Annotated in this window: 20 protein-coding genes, 1 pseudogene and 1 riboswitch; of the genes and pseudogenes, 11 read left to right on the top strand and 10 right to left on the bottom strand. The window is 68.9% G+C overall.

All coding sequences use genetic code 11. The features are described from left to right. The first annotated feature begins 43 nt into the window (after window positions 1–43). From H5393_RS01395 to H5393_RS01385, 3 genes are all read left to right on the top strand, one after another. The gene (locus tag H5393_RS01395; RefSeq protein WP_182765225.1) at window positions 44–1,960 is read left to right on the top strand and encodes a dTDP-4-dehydrorhamnose 3,5-epimerase family protein; all 1,917 of its coding nucleotides are present in this window, start codon (window positions 44–46) and stop codon (window positions 1,958–1,960) included. Further along, window positions 1,953–3,023 carry a HEAT repeat domain-containing protein gene (locus H5393_RS14780; RefSeq protein ID WP_182765224.1) on the top strand — a complete coding sequence of 357 codons (1,071 nt, stop codon included), beginning with the start codon at window positions 1,953–1,955 and terminating at the stop codon, window positions 3,021–3,023. The genes H5393_RS01395 and H5393_RS14780 overlap by 8 nt, the downstream gene beginning before the upstream one ends. Window positions 3,024–3,109: 86 nt before the next feature. Then, window positions 3,110–3,394, top strand: coding sequence for a hypothetical protein (locus H5393_RS01385; RefSeq protein WP_182765223.1), 285 nt, complete (start codon window positions 3,110–3,112; stop codon window positions 3,392–3,394). A 46-nt stretch (window positions 3,395–3,440) separates the two neighbouring features. Here the strand turns inward: H5393_RS01385 and H5393_RS01380 are convergent, their stop codons facing one another. Continuing rightward, the gene (locus H5393_RS01380) at window positions 3,441–4,202 is read right to left on the bottom strand and encodes a HEAT repeat domain-containing protein (protein WP_182765222.1); all 762 of its coding nucleotides are present in this window, start codon (window positions 4,200–4,202) and stop codon (window positions 3,441–3,443) included. 102 nt (window positions 4,203–4,304) lie between these two features. On the opposite strand from H5393_RS01380, the gene H5393_RS01375 reads away from it, so the two are divergent. From H5393_RS01375 to H5393_RS01345, 7 genes are all read left to right on the top strand, one after another. Continuing rightward, window positions 4,305–5,975: an AarF/ABC1/UbiB kinase family protein gene (locus tag H5393_RS01375; protein ID WP_220488139.1), complete on the top strand. Its 1,671-nt coding sequence runs from the start codon at window positions 4,305–4,307 to the stop codon at window positions 5,973–5,975. A gap of 20 nt (window positions 5,976–5,995) precedes the next feature. Then, window positions 5,996–7,039 (top strand): DNA integrity scanning diadenylate cyclase DisA, encoded by a 1,044-nt coding sequence (gene disA, locus H5393_RS01370; RefSeq protein ID WP_182765221.1) that lies wholly within the window; start codon window positions 5,996–5,998, stop codon window positions 7,037–7,039. Window positions 7,040–7,100: 61 nt separating this feature from the next. Next, a riboswitch (TPP riboswitch) is annotated at window positions 7,101–7,207 on the top strand. 33 nt (window positions 7,208–7,240) lie between these two features. Further along, window positions 7,241–8,302, top strand: coding sequence for a thiamine ABC transporter substrate binding subunit (locus H5393_RS01365; RefSeq protein WP_182765220.1), 1,062 nt, complete (start codon window positions 7,241–7,243; stop codon window positions 8,300–8,302). Continuing rightward, the gene (locus tag H5393_RS01360; protein ID WP_182765219.1) at window positions 8,299–9,948 is read left to right on the top strand and encodes an iron ABC transporter permease; all 1,650 of its coding nucleotides are present in this window, start codon (window positions 8,299–8,301) and stop codon (window positions 9,946–9,948) included. Before H5393_RS01365 ends, H5393_RS01360 begins: the two co-directional genes overlap by 4 nt. Next, the gene (locus H5393_RS01355; RefSeq protein WP_370585892.1) at window positions 9,942–10,916 is read left to right on the top strand and encodes an ABC transporter ATP-binding protein; all 975 of its coding nucleotides are present in this window, start codon (window positions 9,942–9,944) and stop codon (window positions 10,914–10,916) included. The genes H5393_RS01360 and H5393_RS01355 overlap by 7 nt, the downstream gene beginning before the upstream one ends. A gap of 12 nt (window positions 10,917–10,928) precedes the next feature. Continuing rightward, the gene (locus tag H5393_RS01350) at window positions 10,929–11,534 is read left to right on the top strand and encodes a TetR/AcrR family transcriptional regulator (protein WP_182764000.1); all 606 of its coding nucleotides are present in this window, start codon (window positions 10,929–10,931) and stop codon (window positions 11,532–11,534) included. Window positions 11,535–11,616: 82 nt separating this feature from the next. Further along, window positions 11,617–13,464: a LuxR C-terminal-related transcriptional regulator gene (locus tag H5393_RS01345; RefSeq protein WP_182764001.1), complete on the top strand. Its 1,848-nt coding sequence runs from the start codon at window positions 11,617–11,619 to the stop codon at window positions 13,462–13,464. A gap of 65 nt (window positions 13,465–13,529) precedes the next feature. On the opposite strand, the gene H5393_RS01340 is transcribed toward H5393_RS01345, so the two are convergent. Continuing rightward, complete coding sequence (locus H5393_RS01340; protein WP_182765218.1) at window positions 13,530–16,025, bottom strand: ATP-dependent Clp protease ATP-binding subunit; 2,496 nt, start codon at window positions 16,023–16,025, stop codon at window positions 13,530–13,532. Between the two features lie 160 nt (window positions 16,026–16,185). Beyond that, the gene (locus H5393_RS01335) at window positions 16,186–16,506 is read right to left on the bottom strand and encodes an Lsr2 family protein (RefSeq protein WP_182764003.1); all 321 of its coding nucleotides are present in this window, start codon (window positions 16,504–16,506) and stop codon (window positions 16,186–16,188) included. 89 nt (window positions 16,507–16,595) lie between these two features. Between H5393_RS01335 and H5393_RS01330 the strand changes: the two genes are divergently transcribed. After that, complete coding sequence (locus H5393_RS01330; protein WP_182764004.1) at window positions 16,596–17,705, top strand: NADH-quinone oxidoreductase subunit D; 1,110 nt, start codon at window positions 16,596–16,598, stop codon at window positions 17,703–17,705. Between the two features lie 16 nt (window positions 17,706–17,721). On the opposite strand, the gene H5393_RS01325 is transcribed toward H5393_RS01330, so the two are convergent. The 7 genes and pseudogenes from H5393_RS01325 to ftsH all read right to left on the bottom strand — a co-directional run bounded on the left by H5393_RS01325 (window position 17,722) and on the right by ftsH (window position 23,268). Beyond that, the gene (locus H5393_RS01325) at window positions 17,722–18,351 is read right to left on the bottom strand and encodes a hypothetical protein (RefSeq protein ID WP_182765217.1); all 630 of its coding nucleotides are present in this window, start codon (window positions 18,349–18,351) and stop codon (window positions 17,722–17,724) included. A 92-nt stretch (window positions 18,352–18,443) separates the two neighbouring features. Beyond that, on the bottom strand, window positions 18,444–18,914 hold the full coding sequence (locus tag H5393_RS01320) for a DUF3180 family protein (RefSeq protein ID WP_182765216.1): 471 nt from the start codon (window positions 18,912–18,914) through the stop codon (window positions 18,444–18,446). Between the two features lie 29 nt (window positions 18,915–18,943). Next, window positions 18,944–19,507, bottom strand: a complete 564-nt coding sequence (gene folK / locus H5393_RS01315) for a 2-amino-4-hydroxy-6-hydroxymethyldihydropteridine diphosphokinase (protein WP_182764007.1) — start codon at window positions 19,505–19,507, stop codon at window positions 18,944–18,946. Further along, window positions 19,500–19,886 (bottom strand): dihydroneopterin aldolase, encoded by a 387-nt coding sequence (folB, locus tag H5393_RS01310; protein WP_370585891.1) that lies wholly within the window; start codon window positions 19,884–19,886, stop codon window positions 19,500–19,502. The genes folK and folB overlap by 8 nt, the downstream gene beginning before the upstream one ends. Before the next feature lies 1 nt (window position 19,887). After that, the gene (gene folP, locus H5393_RS01305; RefSeq protein WP_255436239.1) at window positions 19,888–20,703 is read right to left on the bottom strand and encodes a dihydropteroate synthase; all 816 of its coding nucleotides are present in this window, start codon (window positions 20,701–20,703) and stop codon (window positions 19,888–19,890) included. Between the two features lie 4 nt (window positions 20,704–20,707). After that, the gene (gene folE / locus H5393_RS01300; protein WP_182765214.1) at window positions 20,708–21,274 is read right to left on the bottom strand and encodes a GTP cyclohydrolase I FolE; all 567 of its coding nucleotides are present in this window, start codon (window positions 21,272–21,274) and stop codon (window positions 20,708–20,710) included. Continuing rightward, window positions 21,177–23,268, bottom strand: a pseudogene (gene ftsH, locus H5393_RS01295) (ATP-dependent zinc metalloprotease FtsH). Before ftsH ends, folE begins: the two are co-directional and overlap by 98 nt. Window positions 23,269–23,306: the final 38 nt, after the last annotated feature.

The following is a 23,306-nucleotide window of genomic DNA, read 5'->3' as shown; positions in this document are numbered from 1 at the left end:
TAGGATACGAGGGCCGCAGACGGCAGACGGAGGGCAAACACACGTGAAGACCACCACCTCCATCCCGGGGCTGTTGGTACTGCGCCTGAACGTGCAGTACAACGACGACGGGTGGTTCAAGGAGAACTGGCACCGTGCGTCGTTCAGTGCGGCAGGGTTGCCGGATTTCGGGCCGGTGCAGCAGAACGTGACCCACACCGTGGACCGCGGCGTCACGAGGGGCTTCCACGCCGAGCCCTGGGACAGGCTCATCACGCTCACCAGCGGAAGCGCCATGGGCGCCTGGGTGGACCTCAGGCCGGGCGAGTCCTTCGGCCGCACCTACTGCTGCGACCTGGACACCTCGGTCGCCGTGTTCGTGCCGCGCGGAGTGGGCAACGCCCATCAGGTCCTGGAGGACGGCACCACGTTCTCCTACCTGCTGGAACACCACTGGACCCCCGACGCGCGCAAGCAGTCCGCCACCGCCAACCTCTTCGACCCGGCCCTGAACATCCCGTGGCCGATCTCTCGGGACCGGGCGCTCGTCGCCCAGCGCGATGCCTCGCTGCCGCTACTGCAGGACGCCATGCCGATGCCCCCACGGCGCACGCTCGTCGTCGGCACCGACACGTCGTTGGGCAGGGCCCTGGCCCGCCAACTCCCCCAGGCCGTGGGTCTGCCGTCCTCCGCCTTGGATCCTGGGGCAGCGCCCGTTGACCTCTGGGCCTTCGACACCGTCATCGGAGCCGCCGGCAGACTGCCCACTGGCCTCCCGGACCAGTTCGAGCGGGAGGAAACATGGTCGTCGGCCACGGGCCGGGCGCACCGGCTCGGAGAGATCGCCCGCACCCACCGGCTGCGCTACGTGCACATCTCGGCCGACGCGGCCCTGCAAGGCCCGGGTCCCGAGCACGGTGAAACCGACGCGCTGGACCTCGGTCATCCGCACGGGCAGGCGCTGGCCGCCGGCGAACTGATCGCCGCGACGGTCCCCCGCCACCTGATCATCCGGACCGGCCGGGTGATGGACCCGGATGAGGGGTTCCTCCGCGACATGACGGCCCGGGCCCGGCACCACCAGTCCGTCACAGTGCTGGGAGATCATTTCGGCCGGTTGACCTTCACGGACAACCTCGCGGCCGGGATCATCCACCTCCTCCGGACGGGGGCCGCTTCCGGCGTCTACAACCTGACCGGTGATGGCCGGTCGGTGAGCTGGGCGCAGGTGGCCCAGCGGGTGTTCCAGATCGTCGGTGCAGATCCCGCTCTGGTGCACAGTTCGCCCGCTGGCGACGCGCCGGCCTCCGCCCTGCTGAAGCTCGATAAGATCAAGGCCACCGGCTTCAGACCGGACAACGCATGGCTGGGCCTCATCGACAAGGTGCCCGGGGCCAAGTCCACACCGTTGCCGGTCACCCCGGAGGCCGGTACCGCAGCGGAGAGGGCGCTCGGCAGGCCCTACACGGTCGTGTTCGTCTGCACGGCCAACATCTGCCGCTCGGCCTATGCCGATGTCGTCGCCCGCGCGCGCAGGGTGCCAGGCCTCAGCTTCACCTCGGCAGGGATCCGGGCCCTCGTCGGGCACGAGATCGACCCACCCATGGCGGCACGCGTCGTGGACGGCGACTCCTCCAACCACCGGGCGCGGCAACTGACCCGGGCCATGCTCGAAGAGGCAGACCTGGTGATCGCCATGGCCGCAGACCACCGCCGCTACATCCTCGACAGTTGGCCGGCGCTGGGCCCCAAGGTGTTCGTCATCGGGCACATCGCCCGCGAACTCGCGTCCCTGCCGGAGTCGGCCACGCTCGCGGGCGTCACGGAGCATCTCTGGAGGCACCGCACCTCGGACACCGCTGACGACGTGCCGGATCCCTACGGCCGCGGCGACGCAGCTGCCCGGTCAGCAGCCGACAGCATCGACACCCACCTCGACATCATCCTCGGGGCTCTGACCGAGCTGGCCGGCCGTGACTGAGTGGCTCCGCATCGGCGAGGTGTCACGCCTCACCGGCCTGACGCACCGCACGTTGCGGCACTACGACGCGCTCGGTCTGCTGGTGCCCAGCGGGCGTTCCTTCTCTGATTACCGGTTGTACTCGCCGGAGGATATGGAGCGGCTGCTGGCTGTTCAGCACCTCAAGTCGCTGGGGCTCAGCCTGGACGAGGTTCGGCAGGTGCTGGACGACCCCGGCACGGATGCGGCTGAGCTGATCGGGCGCCACATCGTCGCCGTCGAGGCGCGCATCGGCGAAGAGCAGGAGCGGCTGGCCCGGCTCCAGCGGCTGCGCGCAGCGGCGGAGACCGGGTGGGACGACGTGCTCGACGTGCTGTCGTTGGGCGAGCAGCTCCAGCACGAGGACCCCAACGTGCGGTTCCGGGCCGCGCTCACCGAGCAGGGAGCGGCGGCCGTCGAAGACCTCGTGGAGAGGCTGCGCTCAGATCCGGAGCCGGGTGTCAGGGAAGCGGCCACCTGGGCGCTGGTCCACCGCGGCGCGGTCGTGATGAACGCCATCGCGTCGCTCAGGGACGGCGACGAGCGGGCACGCCAGTCGCTGGCCCACCTGCTGGGCAAACTCCGTGACCCGGCGGGGATCGCGACGCTGGGGCAACTCGCCCTCGACGACTCCGAGGCGGTCGCCGCCAAGGCTGCATTCGGGCTGGGACAGGTCGGCGGCGAGGCGGCGGCCGGGCTGTTGGTGCCGCTGCTCACCGACGAGCGCGGCGCGGTGCGTGAGGAGGCGACCCGGAGCCTCGGGCGCATCCCCGAAGCAGGCTGGTTGCTCAGGGACGCTGCCGCGGACGCGTCGGCCGTCATGCGGCTGCACGCCATGGAGGCCCTAGCGGGCCACAGGGACCCGGCCGACGTGCCGGTGCTCATCGCCGGGCTGCACGATGCCGATCCTGAGGCGCGTTTGGCCGCCCTGCTGGCGCTGGGCGAACGACCCGAACCGGAGGCGACCGACGCCATGGCGGAGCAGGCCTCGTCGACGGACGATCGCACCCGGTTGGTGGCGCGGCGGTTGCTCGGGTTGCCCTAGCCCGCCGCCCCCACGTCGCGTCGCCGCTGACCGCCGATTGAGCGCCCCGGCTGGTAGCGTCGATCACCCGAAACAGGAGGACGGCAATGAACAGCGACCAGTACCACGGCAGCGGCCAGCTCCCAGAGGACATCACTCCCCTCCCCGGCGTGAAGGCGCAGGACCCGGACACGGGAGCGGAGGACCCCCGCCGCTCGGACGAGGAGATCGCCGACGAACTCGAGGACGATCCGGCGATCGATTCCGACACCGGCACCATCCTGGATGCGGAGGACGACGACGACCTTGACGACGACATCGACGAGGACGGCACCGAGGACCTCGGCGCGGTGCCGTTCACACCCGTCCAGCCCAAGCATCTCGGCGGCTGACCGGGGCCTGTCGGATTGACCGACGGGCCCCGGCGGCCACGGGAGCTCAGGAGGGGTTGTGCACCCGCTCCTCGAGGAAGCGACGCGCGACGGCCGCGAGCGAGCGGTCGTCGCCCTCAGCCACGCGGGCCAGGGCTTCGTCAGAGGCGTAGCCCAGTTGACCGAGCGCGGAGACGGCGGCGAGCCGCACGTCGGCGTCCTCGTCGGCCGTTGCCTTTTCCAGGGCTTCAGCGGCGCTGTCCGCCTCGGGTCCGCCGACGTAGCCGAGCGCCTCGGCGGCGTGCTCACGCACGGCCGTCGACTCGTCGGTCAGCCGTGCCACCAGTGCGGCCACACCACCCTCGCCCAGCTTGCGGAAGGCGTCACTCAGCGCGTCGCGCTGCCAGTCGTCGCCGTCACCCAGACGCGCTGCCAGGTCACCGGCGGCCAGATGGCCGCCCGTGTTGGCAGCGGCCCGGTACGCCTTGAGTGCGACGTCCTTGTGCGGGTCCGCCACCAGCCCACGGACGTGCTCGAAGTGCTCCGGGTTGCCCACCTTGCTCACCACGTGGGCGCCGGTGAAACGGACGTGCTCGGAGTCGCTCTGCAGCATGGCGAGGATCTCGTCGTTCGCCTCGTCGGCGTGCTGCACGACGGCCCACGTGAGGTCCTCCCGCACGCGTCCGTCGGTCTCCGTCTTCAGGTGCGCCAGCAGCGCCGGGACGACGGCGGGGTCCTTGATGGACCCGAGAGCCAGCGCGGCCATGCGACGGTCGGTGCCGACGGGGGAATCGAGCTGGTTGATCAGGGTCTGGGCATTTCGTGTCATGCCTCAGAACGTAAAGCCTCACGTCGCGTGAAGGTCAACCGGCGAAACCGAGGTCGACTACGCTGTGGGCAGAACCAGGGACAGGGAGCAACGATGCCGGACATGGCCATGATCACCCGGTTGGGCACGCTGCTGGTGCGCCATATGGGCGCCTTCAGCACGCAGAGCTCAGAGATCCCGGGTGACTCGCCGGACGGCAACAAGACGGCAGAGGACGCGCGCAACTTCACGCGGTCGCTCGAGGAGATGGGCCCCACCTTCATCAAGTTCGGGCAACTCCTCTCCACGCGGCGCGACCTGCTGCCCGCCGTCTACACCGACGAGCTCAGCCGGCTGCAGGACGACGTCGAAGTGGTGCCCGTCGAACAGATTCGCGCGCGCATCGAGGAGTCGCTGGGCGCGCCCGTGAACGCGATGTTCTCGGAGTTCGACGACGTGCCGATCGCCGCCGCCTCCCTCGCGCAGGTGCACCGGGGGGTGACGAAGTCCGGCCGCGACGTCGTCGTGAAGGTGTTGCGCCCCGGCGTGCGCGACCGGGTGCGCAACGACCTGGATTCCCTCGCAGGCCTGGCAGATTTCGTGGACCACAACACGCCCGTCGGGCCCCGGCTCGGCGCCGCGCGGATGCTGGCGCAGTTCCGGCGCTCCATGGCCGACGAGCTGGACTACCGCAAGGAGGCGGCGAACCTGCGCCTGTTCGCGGACCTCGCCGAGGACGAGCGTGACCTCGTGGTGCCCACCCCCATCGACGACTACTCCACCGACGACGTGCTCACGCTCGAGTTGATGCCGGGGAAGAAGATCACCGACGTCGGCAAGATCGAACTGCTCGACGTCGACGGCCCGGCGCTGGCAGGTTCGCTGTTCCATTTCATGCTGAAGGCCATGCTGGTCGACGGCATCCTCCACGCCGATCCGCACCCCGGCAACTTGTTCCTCACCCCGGACCACCGCATCGCCATCCTCGACGTGGGCATGGTCGTGCGCCTGCCCGCGCGGGTGCGGACGTCGCTGGTGAAGCTCCTGGTGGCCATCGGCGACGCCGACGGCGAGGCCGCGGCCATGGTGCTGGCCGGGATGGGCCACCCGCTGGAGGACTACGACGCGGCGGCCTTCCGCGACTCCGTCACCCACCTCGTGTCCTCCACGCTCGCCATGGGCCCGGATCTTCAGGCCGGCACCGTGCTGATGGAACTGGCCCGGCTCTCCGGGGAACACGGCCTCCGTCCTCCTGCCGAGATGACGATGGTGGGCAAGGCGCTGCTGAACCTTGATCAGGCGACGCAGCACCTGGACCCGGGCTTCACGCCCATCGAGGCCATCCGGGCCAACGTCTCCACCATCCTCCGCGCCGGCTTCAGCCCGAGCGCCGGCCAGACGCTGCTGAGCGGGCTGGAGGGCAAGGAGTTCATCGAACGACTGCCCCGCCGCGCGAACCGCATCCTCGACTCCCTGGCCGAAGGCGAGTTGAGCTTCAACATCAACGCCGTGGACGAGGACCGGCTCCACATGGTGCTGCACCAGGTGGCCAACCGGCTGTCGGTCGCGCTGATCCTGGCTGCGATCACCGTGGCCGCCGCACTGCTGATGGTCGCCGACGTCGGCCCCCGCCTCCTGGGCTACCCGGCGCTGGGCGCGATCTTCTTCCTCATCGCCGCCATCGGAGGCCTCGTCATGGTGGTCGGGATCCTCTTCGAGGACCGGCCGCCGGTCCGACGCGTCAAGCGCCGTGACAGGCGCCGCAAGCTGTACGACGACGCCCCCGTAGACTGACCCCGACGTAAGGAGTCCAGGTGCCAAGGTCCGCCATCCGCCGCTATCTGCGGTTGCTCGCGCCGGGCACCCAGCTGCGCGGGGGCCTGGATCGCATCCTGCTCGGCCGCACCGGCGCCCTCATCGTGCTCGGCAACAACACGAAGGTCCAGCAGGTGTGCTCGGGCGGCTTCCAACTCGGCGTCGACTGCACCGAGCAGAACCTCCGCGAACTCGCGAAGCTCGACGGGGCGATCATCCTCTCCAACGACCTCAGCCGGATCGTCGCCGCCGGCGTGCACCTGGTGCCGGAGGGCGACCTGCCCACGGCCGAGACCGGCACCAGGCACCGGTCCGCGGACCGCACCGCCCAGTCGGCCGGCGTGCCGGTGGTCACCGTATCGGCCTCGATGAGCACCGTCTCCCTCTTCCTGGGCGGCCGCCGCCATCCCGTCGAGACCGTACCCCAGGTGATCAGCCGGGCGAATCAGACGCTGGCCACCCTGTCGCGCGTCGTCACGCGGCTCACAGACCAGATGGAGCAGTTCACGCTGCTCGAGATCGGCGAGCAGGTCACCCTGCGCGACCTGACGCACGTGGCGCACCGCCTGGAACTCACCCGCAGGTTGTCCACCGAGATGCAGTTCCATGTGGACATCCTCGGGGTCGAGGGGAGGATGGTCGCGCTGCAGCACACGGAACTGGCCAGCCACTTCGAGGGGGTCGCGGATCTGCTGACGGAGGACTACGCGCACAACCTGGCGGACCCCTCGGAATTCGACCTGCTGGCCCTGCACAACTTCTCTCCCGAGGAACTCTTCAGCGGCGGCCTGGTGGCGGAGCGGCTGGGGTTCGGGGCCAACGCGAACCTGGAACAGAGCCTGGAGACGCGCGGCGTGCGGCTCCTCTCGCGCGTGGGTCGCCTGCCGGCGCCGATGGTGTCGAAGCTGGTTGGCCGATACACGCTGCAGGAGATGTTCGGGGCTTCCGTGTCGCAGTTGATGGAGATCGACGGGATCGGTCCGCGCCGTGCTCGCCAGATCCGCGATGCCCTGTTGCGGATCACCGAATCCAGCGGTTCCTGAGCAAGGGGCGCCTCCGCGCCGAAACCTCTACTTGGCGGTTCCGGGGCTGCGCTATGGTGGACGCCGAACACAGGGGAGCGCCACCGGGGCGCTGAGAGTGCGGGAGGCCGCAGACCCTCAAACCTGATCCGGTTAGCACCGGCGTAGGGAGTTGGGAATTCTCCTCGGCATCCGCCGAGCCCTCCTCTTGAAGGAGCGGACATGAAGTTCTTCGCACACTCGGCCATCGCGGGCACCGCCGTGTTGGCGCTGGCGGCCTGCGGCGGCGCCGCCACGCCGGGGGGCACGGACAGCCCTGCGGGCGAGACGTCCGAGGCGGTCACCTCGTCGTCGACCCTGACTGTGGTGACCCACGATTCGTTCAGCCTGCCGGACGACCTCAAGGCCAGGTTCGCCGAGGAATCGGGTCTGGACGTGACCTACGTCCAGCCCGGCGACAGCGGCACCCTCGTCAACCAGCTGATCCTCACCAAGGATTCGCCGCTCGGCGACGTGGTGTTCGGCATCGACAACACCTACGCCTCGCGCGCCGCGGAGGAGGGTGTCCTCTCCGGTTACGAGTCTGAGGCCCTTCCCGAGGAGGCCGAGCCCATGGCCACCGAGGGCCTCACGCCCATCGACTTCGGCGACGTGTGCATCAACGCCGACAAGCGCTGGTTCGTCGAGCACGACGTGGCGATCCCGGCCACCCTCGACGACCTCCTCAAGCCTGAATACAAGGACCTCCTGGTCGTGACCCACCCGGCGTCCTCCTCGCCGGGCCTGGCCTTCCTGCTCGCCACCATCGGCGAGAAGGGCGACGGCTGGCTCGACTACTGGTCCGCCCTGGCGGACAACGGCCTGAAGGTCGCCTCGGGTTGGACCGAGGCCTACTACACGGACTTCTCGGGCGCCGACGGCGCAGGACCCCGCCCGCTGGTGCTGAGCTACGCCACCTCCCCCGCGTACACCGTGGACGGGGACGAATCCACCACCGAGGCGCTGCTGGACACGTGCTTCCGTCAGGTCGAGTACGCCGGCGTCCTCGCCGGTGCCCAGAACGAGGAGGGCGCCCGCGCCTTCATCGACTTCCTCCTCAGCCCCGAGGTGCAGAGCGTCTTCCCCACCGAGATGTACATGTACCCCGCGGTGACCGACACCGAACTGCCCGGGGAATGGGCCCGTTTCGCGCCGCTGGCGCCGTCGCCGGTGGAGGTCTCCCCCGAAGAGATCGACGCGAACCGCGACCAGTGGATCCGTGACTGGACCGAGGCCATGGGGTGAGGTCGACCCTGGGCTGGCGGCTGGGATGGGCGCTGACGGCGCTCGTCCCGGCCGCCTTCCTGACGCTCTTCTTCGCGTGGCCCGCGTCCGCGCTCGTGCTGCGGGGCTTCCACGACGACACCTCATGGACGCTCGAGGGTTTCAGCTCAGTCTTCGGCTCCCGCCGCACCTGGGGGGCCATCTGGTTCACCCTCGGCTCCGCCACCGCCTCCACGCTGCTGTGTCTGGTGCTCGGGTTGCCGGGCGCCTACCTCCTCTACCGCTGCCGGTTCCGTGGCCGCGACACCTTGCGCGCCCTCATCACCATCCCCTTCGTGCTGCCCACGGTGGTGGTGGGCGTCGCATTCGGCTCGCTGCTGCGCCCCGACGGGCTCCTCGGCTGGCTCGGCCTGAGCGGCACCCCGGCCGCCATCCTCGCTGCGATGGTGTTCTTCAACTACTCCGTGATCGTGCGCACGGTGGGCACCCTCTGGGCGCGCCTCGACCCGCGCCTGGCCCAGGCCGCCGGCACGCTGGGTGCCTCTCCCCTCCGCACACTGCGCACCGTGACGCTGCCGGCGCTGACGCCGGCGATCGTTTCCGGCGCGTCCCTGGTGTTCCTGTTCAGCGCCTCCAGCTACGGCATCGTGATGGTGCTGGGCCAGACCCGGTACCGCACCATCGAGACCGAGATCTGGTTCCTCACCACCCAGCTCCTCGACCTGCCGTCCGCCGCCGCCCTGTCGATCACCCAACTCATCATCGTGTCCGCCGCTCTCTGGTTGAGCGGCCGCGCCCAGGCCCGCATGACCCGCGCCCTGAGGCTGCAACCCGACGTCGACTCGGAGCGCGGCCTCTCCCTGCGCCGCGACGGCCTGGCGCTCGGCCTGACGGTGGCCGTGGCCGTGGTGCTGCTCGGCCTCCCCCTCGCCAACCTCGCGTGGCGCTCACTGCACCGCGACGGTGGGTTCACCGTCGTCAACTACCTGCAACTCGCCGCCGAGGGCGGCGCCGGAGTGAGCGTGTGGGCAGCACTCCGCACCTCACTGGTCACAGCCATCGCAGCGACGGCCATCGCCGTGACCCTCGGGCTGCTCGTGGCGCTCGTCGCCTCCAGGCGACCCCGACGCGCGGCGGGCAGATCCGCACTGGCCGTGGTGGAGTCGCTGTTCCTGCTGCCGCTGGGCGTGTCCGCCGTCACCGTGGGCTTCGGCTATCTGATCACGCTGAACCGGCCGCCGCTGGACCTCCGCTCCAGCATCGTGCTCATCCCCGTGGCCCAGGCCGTCGTCGCCCTGCCGCTCGTGGTCCGCACACTGCTGCCCACCCTGCGCGCCATCGACCCCCGCCAACTCGAGGCCGCGGCCACGCTGGGCTCCACGCCCTGGCAGGTGGTGCGCCGCATCGAGCTGCCCCATCTCGGCCGGGCGGTGGGCCTGGCGGTGGGGTTCGCCTTCGCCACCTCGCTGGGTGAGTTCGGTGCCACGAGTTTCCTGGCCCGGCCGGACAACCCGACGCTGCCTGTGTTGATCTTCCGGCTGTTCGGCCGCCCGGGCGCAGAGAACTACGGCGTGGCGCTGGCCGCCTCCGTGGTGCTGGCAGGATTGGCAGGGATCACGATGGCCGCCGCCGAACGCCTGCGGCCGAAGGAGGTGGCCGCGTGGTGACCGGTCTGGAAGTACGCGATGTGTCGGTCCGTTACGGCCGCACGGTCGCCGTCGACGACGTGTCGCTCCGGGTGGAGCCGGGCACGATCGTGGCGCTGCTGGGCGCGTCCGGATCCGGCAAGTCGACGCTGCTGCGGGCCATCGCCGGCCTGCAACCCCTCTCGTCGGGGGCCATCCTCTGGGACGGCGAGGACCTCGCCCCCGTGAAGGTGCACAAGCGCAACTTCGGCCTGGTGTTCCAGGACGGCCAACTGTTCCCGACGATGAACGTGGCCCGCAACATCGCCTACGGCCTGGGCAGACTCCCCAAGCCGGAGCAGTACGAGCGCGTGGAGGAGATGCTCGAACTCGTCGGCCTGGCAGGCTACGGCAGCCGCCGGACCACCGAACTGTCCGGAGGCCAGGCCCAGCGGGTGGCGCTGGCCCGCTCGTTGGCCCCGTCGCCACGGGCCCTCCTCCTCGATGAGCCCCTCTCCGCGCTCGACACCGGTCTGCGCCGCCGGCTGGCTGACGACCTCGCCAGGATCCTGCGCGAGACCCACACCACCGCCGTCTACGTCACCCACGACCACCAGGAGGCGTACACCATCGCGGACTTCGTGGCCGTGCTCGACGAGGGCCGGCTGCTCCAGCTGGCCTCCCCCGAGACCCTGCGGGAGCGGCCGCACAACAGGCAGGTGGCCGCCTTCCTGGGCTACCGCGCGTTCGTCGTCGAGGCCGAGGCACGCCGCCTGGGCTGGACGGGCAGCCTGGCCACGGGCGAGCTGCTGGGCATCGGCCCAGCCTCGCTCCAGTTGGATCCGCACGGTGTCGAACTGCAGGTCGTCGACCAGACGCTCACCATCGACGACGTCGAGGTGAAGGTGCTGCTGCCCGACGGCCAGACGGCGACGGTGGCCTCGCCGTCGAAACTCGACACGCTCTCAGTTCGGGTGACCCTGGTCGGGGGCGCGATCGTTCCGGCGTGACACAATGTCGCCATGCCGAAGATCGCCGCTGCCTCCGTCGCGGAGCACCGCGCGCAGGTTGAGGTCAAACTCCTCGACGCAGCCGAGGCGCTGCTCCGCGCCGGGCTACCCCTCACCGCTGGGAAGGTGACGCAGGACGCGGGCATCGCGCGCAACAGCATCTACCGCTACGTGGACAGCATCGACGACCTGCGCGGCATGGTCGTGGCCCGCTACCTCCCCCTGTGGTCCAAGACGGTCGGTGATGCCGTCGCCGAAGTGACGGACCCCGGGGACCAGGTTGTCGCCTGGGTGCGGGCCAACCTCGAGGAGGCCGCCAGCAGCGGTCACGGGTGGCTCATGCAGATGGCCCAGCAGCCGGGCGCCTCCAAGGTCACCTCCGCCATCGCGGACCAGGCCCACACCGTGCTGCGCGCCTCGCTCATCAGCGCCTGGCGCGCGCTGCTGAAAGACCCTGACCTGGTCCGGCTCAACGTCGCGCTGACCCGAGGCATCCTCCAGGCGGCGTTCGTGCAGATTGATCAGGGATTTCCGCCTGAGAAGCTGATTCCCTCCGTGGTGGACGCCGCTCGGGCGATGGTGGACGCCGCAACCGGCACCGCCGCACGCGTAAATTAGTTTCGGGCCCCTGCCCCCGCAGCGGTACCCGGGGATAAGATTGGCCCGAACGGTGCCGGATGGGCGCGGAAGGTGCGGGGGCATGTCACCACAGATGGCAGATCGGCTGGTCGCCGTCCTCGCGCGGCTGTCGCCGGGGGTGGTGTGCGTCAGCGGAGGCGCAGCAGCTGACCGTTCCACCCTCATCCTGGGGGCCCTGCAGCGGTTGACCAGCCAGTACCGCGAGCCCTCCCACGTCGACCTGACCACGCTCGACGCCGATCAGGCACTGGCTCGGGTCCTCACCGCGATGCGCAGGCTCCCGGCCCGCCGAACCTCGGCACCAGGGCGGTCCTCCATGTGGGAGCCGGAACTCCTCGTCGCACACCACGCCGAGAACCTCGCGGGCCGCGAGGCCCAGACCGCGGCCGCCGCGGAACGCGAAGGCGTGACCGTGCTCGCTGTGTCCCAGCACCGCCTCGGCGGCGCCCTTCTCGCGTCCCTCTCCCTCGGCCCCGTGGACCACCGACAACCGCCCCGGGCGTCGTCGGAGGACGGCGCGCCGGTGGGCCCCGAGCAGTACGCAGCCATCGCCCGGCAGGCGGCCCTCCACCGTTCAGGCGGCGACGACCTGTCGGCCATCGCTCTGCTGGCCTCCACCTACGATGCCGCCAGGGGGGCCGTCCACGAGCTGGAGGCGGTCAACCCGCCGATGGCGGCGCGGCTCGCCGTCGACCTCCTGCCGGAGGCGGACCGCCGGGGCGACGAGGACATCATCGGCGACGTCCTGTACCGCCTCCTGAAGAGGGCCGACACTCCCCTGGAGGTGAAGCTCGACGGTTTTACGTGGCTGGCCCTCATCGAGTCGTTCACCTCCGACGCGGTCCAACGGGTGCCACGCATCCAGAAGAACCTCAACACGGGGGTGGCGATAGCGGAGGCCCTGGGGCGTCCTGAGGACCTGCTGTTCCCGCGCCTGGCCGAAGTCCTGACCCTGGGGGTGCTGCGCGACTACGACCGCGCCGGCAAGGCCGCCGCTGACGGTCTCGAGATCGCGACGCGCCTCGGACTGGACGGCTGGCGGGCCCGCTTCGAGTTCGGTGTCGCCACCATCCGCCACGTGCTCGGCGACCACAAGGGTGCCACCGACATCGCCATGTCCGCCTGGCAGCGGGCCGAACAGGCCGGGGACCAGAAGGCGATGATCTACAGCGCCCTGCTGCTCGGGCGGCTGCCCTCGACCACACCTGATTCTCCCGGCGGCCTGCCGGCGCTGCGACGGGCCCTGGCGCTCGCCCGCGACCTGGGAGACCGGCGCCTGGAGTCCTTCACTCTGGTCCTCCTGGCGGTTCAGGCGCTCTCTACGGCAGACCCGGCCAGCTCCGCGCCCTGGCTCATCGCGCGCTACCGGCTCGTCGCCCGTAACCGCAACGGCAACGCCCTGGTACCCCACGTGCTGCTGACGCTGCGGCTGGCCGCCCGGATGGGGCACCCCAGGGTTGCGGCCCGGTTGCACGGCTCGCTGCTCCAGTGGAACGAACTCATCCTCGGCGCGCTTCCCTCGGTGCTGCAGACCCAGTACTACGAGGCGGTGGCGATGGCCAGTGCCTCGTTGGGCGAGAACGAGTTCGACCGATGCGCCGAGGAGGGCACGTACCTCTCACTGGAGAGCGCCGCGGCGGAGGCGGTCGATTACGTGCTCCGGATCGCGAACCCCGGTGCCGCGGAGGCACCCGCCTTCTCACCGCCGAGCGAGCTGACCGCCCGCGAGCGCGACGTGCTACGCCTTCTGGTGAGCGGTCACCGCAACAAGGAGATCGCCGAGCGGCTGGTCCTCTCGCCGAAGACCGTGATGCACCACACCAGCGCCATCTACCGCAAGCTCGGGGTACGCGGGCGGGCCGAGGCCGCCGTCGCCGCCGTGCGGGTGGGCATCATCCCGCCCCCGTGAGGCGGGCAGGAACGCAGCGTGGGGTGGGCCCTTTCGGACCCACCCCACGTCGTCTGTGCGGACGCTTACTCCGCGGTCTTCGCCGGTTCCAGTTCCTCGACGGCGGACTTGGCGACGCCGGTGAACGAGAACGGCAGTTCCGATCCCTCTTCCGCGACATCCACCAGGACGATCTGACCGGCGGTCAGGTCACCGAAGAGAATCTTCTCGGCGAGGATGTCCTCGATGTCGCGCTGCAGGGCACGACGCAGCGGGCGGGCACCCAGCACGGGGTCGAAGCCCCGCTTGGCGATCAGCGTCTTGGCCGCGGACGTGAGCTCGATGCCCATGTCCTTGTCCTTCAGGCGGCCCTCGATCTGGGCGACCATCAGGTCGACGATCCGCTCGATGTCCTCCTGCGGAAGCTGGTGGAACACGACGATCTCGTCCACGCGGTTGAGGAACTCGGGGCGGAAGTGCTGCTTGAGCTCGTCCGACACCTTGTTCTTCATCTTCTCGTAGCTCGAGCCATGGTCGTCGGCCCGGGAAAATCCCAGGTTGACCGACTTCGAGATGTCGCGCGAACCGAGGTTCGTCGTCATCACGATGACCGTGTTCTTGAAGTCCACGACCCTGCCCTGCGCATCCGTGAGGCGACCCTCGTCGAGGATCTGCAGGAGCGAGTTGAAGATGTCCGGGTGGGCCTTCTCGATCTCGTCGAACAGCACGACGGAGAACGGCTTGCGGCGCACCTTCTCCGTGAGCTGGCCGCCCTCCTCGTAGCCGACGTAGCCGGGGGGCGAGCCGAACATCCGGGAGGCGGTGTGCTTCTCGGAGTATTCAGACATGTCGAGCGTGATGAGCGCGTCCTCGTCGCCGAACAGGAACTCCGTGAGCGCCTTGGTCAGCTCGGTCTTGCCGACGCCCGAGGGGCCGGCGAAGATGAACGAGCCGCTGGGACGCTTCGGGTCCTTGAGGCCTGCGCGGGTGCGTCGGATGGAGCGCGACAGTGCGTGCACCGCGTCGCTCTGGCCGATGATCCGCTTGCCGATCTCGTCCTCCATGCGAAGCAACCGCTGGGACTCCTCCTCCGTCAGCTTGAACACCGGGATGCCGGTGGAGCCGGAGAGCACCACCGCGATCTCCTCCTCACCGACGACGGCGGGGATGTCCGAATCGCCCTGCTTCCAGGCCTCCTCCTTCTCCGCACGCTGCGCCCGGAGCTTCTGCTCCTCGTCGCGGAGACGGGCTGCCTTCTCGAAGTCCTGCGCGTCGATCGCGGAGTCCTTCTCCCTCTTGTTGGCAGCTATCATCTCGTCGAACTCACGCAGGTCCGGTGGGGCGGTCATCCGCTGGATGCGCAGGCGCGCGCCGGCCTCGTCGATCAGGTCGATGGCCTTGTCCGGCAGGAACCTGTCCTGGATGTAGCGGTCCGCCATGGTGGCCGCGGCCGCCAGGGCCTCGTCGGTGATCGTGATGCGGTGGTGGGCCTCGTAGCGGTCGCGCAGACCCTTGAGGATGTCGATGGTCAGCGCGACGGAGGGCTCGGCAACCTGGATGGGCTGGAACCGGCGCTCCAGCGCGGCGTCCTTCTCGATGTGCTTGCGGTACTCGTCGAGTGTGGTGGCACCGATGGTCTGCAGCTCACCGCGCGCCAGCATGGGCTTCAGGATCGACGCTGCGTCGATGGCACCCTCGGCCGCGCCGGCGCCGACGAGCGTGTGGATCTCGTCGATGAACAGCATGATGTCGCCGCGGGTCTTGATCTCCTTGAGCACCTTCTTCAGGCGTTCCTCGAAGTCACCGCGGTAGCGGGAGCCGGCGACCAGCGCACCCAGATCCAGCGTGTAGATCTGCTTGTCGCGCAGCGTCTCGGGCACGTCACCACGGACGATTGCCTGGGCCAGGCCCTCGACGACGGCAGTCTTGCCGACGCCGGGCTCACCGATCAGCACCGGGTTGTTCTTGGTGCGGCGGCTGAGCACCGTCATGACGCGCTCGATCTCGTGCACGCGGCCGATCACCGGGTCCAGCTGGTTCTCGCGCGCAGCCTGCGTGAGGTTGCGGCCGAACTGGTCCAGCACCTGCGAGCTGGACTTCTCCGCGCCGGTCTCGGGCGCACCGGACATGGAGGACTCGCGTCCCTGGTAGCCGGTGATGAGCTGCAGCACGGTGTTGCGCACGCGGCTGAGATCAGCACCGAGCTTGATCAGCACCTGGGCGGCCACACCTTCGCCTTCGCGGATGAGGCCGAGCAGGATGTGCTCGGTACCGATGTAGTTGTGGTTCATCTGCAGAGCCTCGCGGAGCGAGAGCTCGAGCACCTTCTTGGCGCGCGGCGTGAACGGGATGTGCCCCGTCGGCACCTGCTGACCCTGGCCGATGATCTCCTCGACCTGGTCACGCACGGCCTCGAGGGCGATGCCCAGCGATTCCAGAGCCTTGGCAGCCACGCCCTCGCCCTCGTGGATGAGGCCGAGCAGAATGTGCTCCGTGCCGATGAAGTTGTGGTTGAGCAGCTTAGCCTCGTCCTGCGCCAGCACTATCACGCGGCGGGCTCGGTCCGTGAACCGTTCGAACATAAGAACTTCTTCCCTTCCCGTTGCCGCGCGACGCGCACGGAGGCAACTTGAGTCTCAAGCTTACTAACGCTTGGAGAGGAACAAAGGTCCTACGCTTCTCCCGCGGCGAACAGAGCCGCGGATGGACCAGGGTGCCCGGCGGTGGTACACCGCCGGGAGATCAGTTGGCGGCTTCGTACGCGGCGACGATGTCGGCTGCGATCCGGCCACGGTCGGAGACCTTGTACCCGTTGGCGCGAGCCCAGTCGCGCACGTCCGAGTTGGTCACCTTCTTGGCACCACCGCGACCGGAGGAGGCACGCCGACGGCCGACCTTGTCCGCCTTGGCGATGTAGGGGGCGAGCAGTTCCCGCAGCGCCTCTTCGTTTTCAGGCGTGAGATCGATCGTGTAAGCGTCTCCACCGATAGAGAATTCCACCGGCTTAGCCCCCTCGGCGCCGTCGAAGTCGTCGATGTGAACCACGCGGACCAGTCGGGCCATTGAAATCTCCTTATTAGATGTATCCGGTGAAAGCTAGGATAGCCAGCAGATTAGCGCTTCGGTCGGGTCTATGAATAGAGGGTGCCACCGTGAATTCCACGAGATACAGCGTTGGCGGGCTCGCATTCCCTGACCACCAACCGATCACCCTGGGTCCACGCCACCCCACGAGTGCCGGCCTGATCACGCTCGCCGTGGATACGGAGGCCGATCGTATCGTCGCCGCAGATGTGACCAGCGGTTACGGCCACCGGGGCGCGGAGAAGCTCTTCGAGGTGCGGGATTACCGGGCCATGATCATGCTCGGGGACAGGCACGATTGGCTCGCGGCATTCAGCGGTGAATTGTCGTTGACCCTCACGCTGGAGAATGCGATGCGCCTCAGCGCGCCGCCGCGGGCAATCATTCTCCGCACCCTCCTCGCGGAATTGGCCCGCATTCACTCCCACCTTTCATTTCTCAGCTATTTGTCATCCGGCACGGAGCCGAATGAGCGTCTGTGGCGGGTGGTCGAGGAGATCCGCAGCCGCTTCCTCGCCTGGACCGGCAACCGGGTCCACCCCATGCTGAACCGGGTGGGCGGCCTCGCCACAGATGCCCCCGACGGATGGCTCGCCACCCTGGACGAACTGTTGGACGACGTTGCCCGGCTCTCTGCAGACCTCCGCGCGATCCTCGACCGGACCAGCCGGTTCTCCGGTCTGGGCATTCTCGACCAGTCCGCGTGCCTCGGATTCGGGTTGACCGGCCCGGTGGCACGGGCCGCCGGATTCGACCCGGATCGGCGAGCCGACGGCTACCTCGCTTACGGGAGCGTCTTCCGCCCCGTCCACACCCGAACCGCCGGCGACGCCGAGGCCCGCCTCGGGGTGCTGATCGACGAGGTGGGGACCTCCGTCGACATGATCCGCGTGGCCCTCGCCCTGGCCGCCCAGACGCCTGGAGAGGTCAACATCAAACTCTCTCGTCGCCTCCGGGTGCCGGAGGGTCAGCACAGCACTGACATCGAGGCACCGTGGGGAATCGCCTCGTGCCTGATGAACTCGCGGGGCGGGCAGACGCCCTGGCGGGTGGCGCTGCGCACACCGTCGTTCGCCAACGTCTCGGCACTGGGAAAGGCCCTCGAGGGCGCCACCACAGCACAGATCCCCGACGTCATAGCCTCATTGGGCTACTCCATCGGGGATCTGGACAAGTAGGGCGGGGCTGCGCCTCTCAGGCGTGCCTGCGCAGGTCCGGCAGTACGTCGAGGTTGAGCTTGGCGATGTCCACCATGGTGGGGTGCTCGTCCTCGCCCCAGATGTCGTCGATGCTGGGGTGCAGCGCGCGGCTGGGGAGTTCGACGATGTTGGCGGTGTTCTCGGCCTGACGCTCGGCGCGCTCCGCCTCCAGGTCCGCGATGCGCTTCTCCAGGGCGACGATGCGGGCCTGCCGCTCCGCCACCTCGGCACGCAGCCAGACGCTGTTGCCGCGCATGGAGCTGAGCTCCGACTTGGCGGCTCCCAGCTGGCCACGCAGCTTCGCGATGACCGCCTTGAGGTTGTCTGCACGGGCGTTGTACCGCTCGATCATCGCGACGGATTCGGCGTGGTGCCGGTCCGCCTGTTGCGAGCGCAGATCCACCTCATGCTTGAGTTCCTCTGAGTGCAGCACCCGCTCGAAGCTGAGCTGACGCCACACCACGTAGACCGCAGCGACCGCCATGAGGACAGCGACGATGACCCCCGCACGCACCAGCCAGACGTTGCCCGCCATCGAGGCGAGCGAGACAACGGTGCCGACGGCGAGAATTGTGAGTGCAATAGTGCGCTCTGAGGACTTGTGAGCTGCGCGACGACCAACCATGGCGCCCATTGTAGGTACGCTCGAACAAACACCCGTGTATTGAAACGGGCATGTTGCGGTGTTTTCAGTGCGTCGTGCCGCGGGCTGCTATCTCAGGCCGGCGAGGGCGAGGCTCCGTCGGGCTTGTCCTCGTCATCGTCGTCGTCGTGGATGACGCACGCCCGCTCCAACAGCGCGCCGGCGCCGGCCAGGAGGAGGGCGGCGACGATGGTGGCGCTGCCCTGGATCACGCGGGCCGACGGCAATGCCGCGTCCAGCTGGGAGAGGTAGCGCATCACATAGACGATGTGCCCACCGGCGAACAACGCACCGGTCATGATCATCGACTTGCCGACGGCGAGGGCGGCCAGGCCCTCCTGCGGCGCGAGGCGCTTCTCCTCGATCCGCTTGGGCAGGGCCCTGCTGTAGATGGCCACGGCCAGGGCCAGGCCGACCAGCATGATGGGCACGGACCAGGGCACCACAGGTGGGAAATGGCCGGCGGCCTCGAACCCGAGGATGACCAGGGCGAAGATCACCGCCCCGGACAGGACAGACACGACGGCCTGGCGAGGTGTGGTCAACCCCAGCTTTGGCCTGGGTTCCCTGCTGCTCAAAAGCCAGTGTTGGCTTGGATCGTGATGTCGCGGCGCGGCGTGAGCACGCTGACATCGATGTCGTCCAGCAGTTCAGCGATGGGGCCGTGACCTGCGATCTCGCCGTTCGGGTCCACGTCGTGCCACGGAACGAGGACGAAGGCGCGCTCGTGGGCGCGGGGGTGGGGCAGCTCGATGTCTCCCTCGGAGATGCGCTTGCCCACCATGATGATGTCGATGTCGAGCGTGCGGGGGCCGTTGCGGACCTCGCGGCTGCGGCCGAAGTTCTCCTCGATCGCCAGGCAGCGGTCCAGGATGGTGAGCGGCTCGAGGGTGGACTCGGCCACCACCACCATGTTGAGGAAATCGCTCTGGTCCGGGCCCTCCCCCACCAGTTCGCTCTGGTAGACGGGCGACACATCGACGAGGATCAGGTCAGGCGTCTCCGCGAGGAAATCAACTGCTTCCTGGAGGATTGCGGCCGAGTCACCGAGGTTCGAACCCAGGCTGAGCACCACCTTGGAGATGGGGCGCAGGTTGCCGAGGGTGTCGACATCGATTTCGAAGGGGCCGTTAGACATGTCTGCTCCTGCTGATCGTGACGGATACGTCCGTGAAGGTCTGGTTGATGGGGGCCTTGGGCTTGTGCACCGTAACCGTGACCCGGTCCACTCTCCCATGGCTGAGGCACCTGTCCGCAATCTCGCCTGCGACGGTCTCAATGAGATTTCGCGGTTCGCCGGTGACGACGGCTTCGACATCTGCGGCGATCTCGGCGTAGTTCACGGTGTTGGCCAGTTGGTCGCTGACGGTGTCAACGGTCAACTCCAGTTCGACGTCGACGACGAAGGGTTGACCCTCGCGGCGTTCCTGCGGGAAGACACCGTGAAAGCCGGTGGCCGTGAGCCCGGTGAGCGTGATTCGGTCGATGACGGGGTCCCCCTTAGCTTCCACTGGCACCTTACCGGACCTCTTTCCCGAGGGGAGCTTCGCGGTCCAGTCGACGGGCGACGGCGATGGCGTCGGCCTGCCCACCGACGTCATGGGTGCGCACCGCCCACACCCCGTGGAGCGCGGACCAGAACGACACGGCCGCCGTCGCGCCGTCGCGGCCCAACGGTTCGCGGCCGCCGAGCAGTTCACCGAGGAAGGCTTTGCGGGAGGCGCCTACCAGCACCCGGTGCCCCAGTCCCTGGAACCGGTCGAGGTGGCGCAGCAGTGTCCAGTTGTGGTCCCACGTCTTCGAGAATCCCAGGCCAGGATCCAGGATGATCCGGCCTTGCGGGATGCCCGCCTCAAGGGCCTTGTCGCGCTGCCCGAGCAGTTCGCCCAGCACATCGGCGACCACGTCGCCGTACTGCGCGGTGGGCTGGAACCGTGCGGAATGGTCGCGCCAGTGCATGAGCACGAAATCCGCCGACGACTGGGCCACCACCCCGAGCATGTCCGGGTCCGCCAAGCCACCGGAGACGTCGTTGATGATGCGGGCACCGGCGTCGATGGCGGCCGAGGCCACCTTGGCGCGCATGGTGTCGACGGAGACGGTGATGCCGTCCGCTGCGAGCGCGGCCACGATCGGCACCACCCTGCCCAGTTCTTCCCGCAGACCCACCCGGGCCGAGCCTGGGCGCGTCGACTCGCCGCCGACGTCGATCATGGACGCCCCGGCGGCCAGCATGGCCCGGGCGTGGGCGATGGCGACATCCGCGTCCAGGTAGGCGCCGCCGTCGGAGAACGAATCGGGCGTCACGTTGAGGATGCCCATCACGAGTGTCATCAGGTCACCGCCCGATGATCAGGCTCATGGCCTCCGCCCTGGTGGCAGGGTCGCGCAACAGGCCGCGCACCGCCGAAGTCACCGTGCGCGAGCCCGGCTTGCGCACGCCCCGCATGGTCATACAGGTGTGCTCGGCCTCGATCACGACGATGACGCCCCGCACACCGAGGTGCTCGACGAGGGCCTCGGCGATCTGCGACGTGAGGCGTTCCTGCACCTGGAGGCGACGGCCGTACATCTCGACGAGGCGGGCGATCTTGGACAGGCCCGTCACCCGGCCGTCGATCGACGGGATGTAGCCCACGTGCGCCACGCCGGTGAACGGCAGGAGGTGGTGTTCGCAGAGGCTCACGAGCTCGATGTCCTTGACGAGGATCATCTCGTCGTGGGAGATGTCGAACGTGGTGCCGAGGATCTCGGTCACGTCAGCGCGGTATCCGGCGCTCAGCTCCCCCCAGGCGCGGGCGACCCGGTCAGGGGTCTCCAGCAGGCCCTCCCTGTCGGGATCCTCGCCGAGGGCGATGAGCAGTTCCCGGATGGCGGCCGCGGCGCGCGGCTGATCCACGGCCATCAGTGGCTCGGGGGTGCGGTGGGGGGCCCCCACGGGGAGGGACCTGTCTCGGGCAGCGGCAGCTTCGTGGGCTGTTCGGGGAGGGGTTCCGGTGCGGGGGGCACCTCGACCGGGGGTTCGGTGGACGGGACGCGGAGATCGGAGCCAGTCCAGGCGGGACGCTTGTCGCGCCTGGCGAGGCCCTTGAACACCTCGTCGACCTCCTTGCGGTTCAGCGTCTCCTTGGCGAACAGCTGACGCACGAGCTCGTCGAGGACCGCACGGTTCTCCACGAGCACGTCGAACGCCTCCTGGTGCGCGGTGTGGATCAGCTTGGCCACCTCCTCGTCGACGATCGCGGCCATGTGCTGCGAGAACTCCTGGCTGGAATCCGTGCCGCGCATGCCCATGAACGGCTCCGAGTCGCCGCCGCCCAGCTTGACGGAGCCAACGCGCTCGCTCATGCCGTACTGCATCACCATCGCGCGGGCCACCTTGGTGGCCTTCTCGATGTCGTTGGCGGCGCCCGTCGTCGGGTCGTGGAAGATGAGTTCCTCCGCGGCGCGCCCACCCATCATGTAGGCCATCTGGTCGAGGAGCTCGCCGCGGGTGCGGGAGTACTTGTCCTCGTCCGGCATGACCATCGTGTAGCCCAGCGCGCGGCCGCGGGGAAGGATGGTGACCTTCTGCACCGGGTCGTTGCCCGGCATGGCTGCGGCGACCAGCGCGTGGCCGCCCTCGTGGTAGGCCGTGATGAGGCGTTCGCGGTCGTCCATGAGGCGGGTGCGCTTCTGGGGGCCGGCGATCACGCGGTCGATGGCCTCGTCCAGCATGGGCTGGCGGATCATCTCCTCGTTCATGCGGGCAGCCAGCAGCGCCGCCTCGTTGAGCACGTTGGCCAGGTCCGCGCCGGAGAAGCCGGGGGTGCGGCGGGCGATGGACACGAGGTCCACGTCGCTGGCCAGCGGCTTGCCCTTGGCGTGCACCTGGAGGATCTTGGCGCGTCCGTCCGCGTCCGGGGCATCGACGCCGATCTGGCGGTCGAAACGGCCGGGGCGCAGGAGCGCCGGGTCGAGGACGTCAGGGCGGTTGGTGGCGGCGATGAGGATCACGCCGCCGCGCACGTCGAAGCCGTCCATCTCGACCAGCAGCTGGTTGAGCGTCTGCTCGCGCTCGTCGTGGCCGCCGCCCATGCCGGCACCGCGGTGCCGGCCGACGGCGTCGATCTCGTCGATGAAGATGATCGCCGGGGCGTTCTCCTTGGCCTGGTTGAACAGGTCACGCACGCGGGAGGCACCCACGCCGACGAACATCTCGACGAAATCAGAGCCGGAGATGGAGAAGAACGGCACGTTCGCCTCGCCCGCCACCGCTCGCGCGAGGAGGGTCTTGCCGGTGCCGGGCGGGCCGTAGAGCAGCACGCCCTTGGGGATCTTGGCGCCCAGCTTCTGGAACTTCGCGGGCTCCGCCAGGAACTCCTTGATCTCTTCCAGTTCCTCGACGGCCTCGTCAGCGCCGGCGACATCGCCGAACGTGGTCTTGGGCGTGTCCTTGGAGACCAGCTTCGCCTTCGACTTGCCGAAGGACAGCGGTCCGCCGGCGCCGCCGCCGGACATAGAGCGCATCAGCCAGAAGAAGACCAGGATGATGATGAGGAACGGCAGGCCCGTGTAGAGGAACATCTGCAGCAGGCCGGGCGTGGGGTTGCGGCCGGTCCACTTGTCGATGGTGCCGGCCTCGGCACGCTTCTCCAGCAGCGGCACCACGTCGTCGACCTGGTTACCCACCCACTGGGACTGCGTCTTCTTACCGGTGTGGTCCGTGACCTGGATCTGCTGTTCGCCGTCCACCAGGATGACTTCGGTCAGCTTCGTGTCACCGGCGAGCAATTCCAGGGTCTCCGAAGTGGGGACCGTCTGGTAGCCGGTAACTGAACTGATCATCTGCATCCCCAGCATGAGGAACACGATGCTGATGAGAATCCAGGCGAACGGGCTCTTGAAAAATCTCTGCAACTTGGGGTCAGCTCTCTGGCGGCATTAAGGACGCGCCC

Origin of the sequence: Tessaracoccus sp. MC1756 (assembly GCF_014164735.1) — a bacterium.
GTDB lineage: Bacteria > Actinomycetota > Actinomycetes > Propionibacteriales > Propionibacteriaceae > Arachnia.
This window is presented reverse-complemented; position numbering and strand designations above follow the sequence as displayed.

Coding starts and splice junctions, on each gene's coding strand:
- H5393_RS01345 (WP_182764001.1), top strand. CDS start 11,617: ATGTCACCACAGATGGCAGATCGGCTGGTCGCCGTCCTCGCGCGGCTG.
- H5393_RS01375 (WP_220488139.1), top strand. CDS start 4,305: ATGGCCATGATCACCCGGTTGGGCACGCTGCTGGTGCGCCATATGGGC.
- folK (WP_182764007.1), bottom strand. CDS start 19,507: ATGTCTAACGGCCCCTTCGAAATCGATGTCGACACCCTCGGCAACCTG.
- H5393_RS01380 (WP_182765222.1), bottom strand. CDS start 4,202: ATGACACGAAATGCCCAGACCCTGATCAACCAGCTCGATTCCCCCGTC.
- folP (WP_255436239.1), bottom strand. CDS start 20,703: ATGACACTCGTGATGGGCATCCTCAACGTGACGCCCGATTCGTTCTCC.
- H5393_RS01350 (WP_182764000.1), top strand. CDS start 10,929: ATGCCGAAGATCGCCGCTGCCTCCGTCGCGGAGCACCGCGCGCAGGTT.
- H5393_RS01385 (WP_182765223.1), top strand. CDS start 3,110: ATGAACAGCGACCAGTACCACGGCAGCGGCCAGCTCCCAGAGGACATC.
- folE (WP_182765214.1), bottom strand. CDS start 21,274: ATGGCCGTGGATCAGCCGCGCGCCGCGGCCGCCATCCGGGAACTGCTC.
- H5393_RS01340 (WP_182765218.1), bottom strand. CDS start 16,025: ATGTTCGAACGGTTCACGGACCGAGCCCGCCGCGTGATAGTGCTGGCG.
- H5393_RS01365 (WP_182765220.1), top strand. CDS start 7,241: ATGAAGTTCTTCGCACACTCGGCCATCGCGGGCACCGCCGTGTTGGCG.
- H5393_RS01335 (WP_182764003.1), bottom strand. CDS start 16,506: ATGGCCCGACTGGTCCGCGTGGTTCACATCGACGACTTCGACGGCGCC.
- H5393_RS01325 (WP_182765217.1), bottom strand. CDS start 18,351: ATGGTTGGTCGTCGCGCAGCTCACAAGTCCTCAGAGCGCACTATTGCA.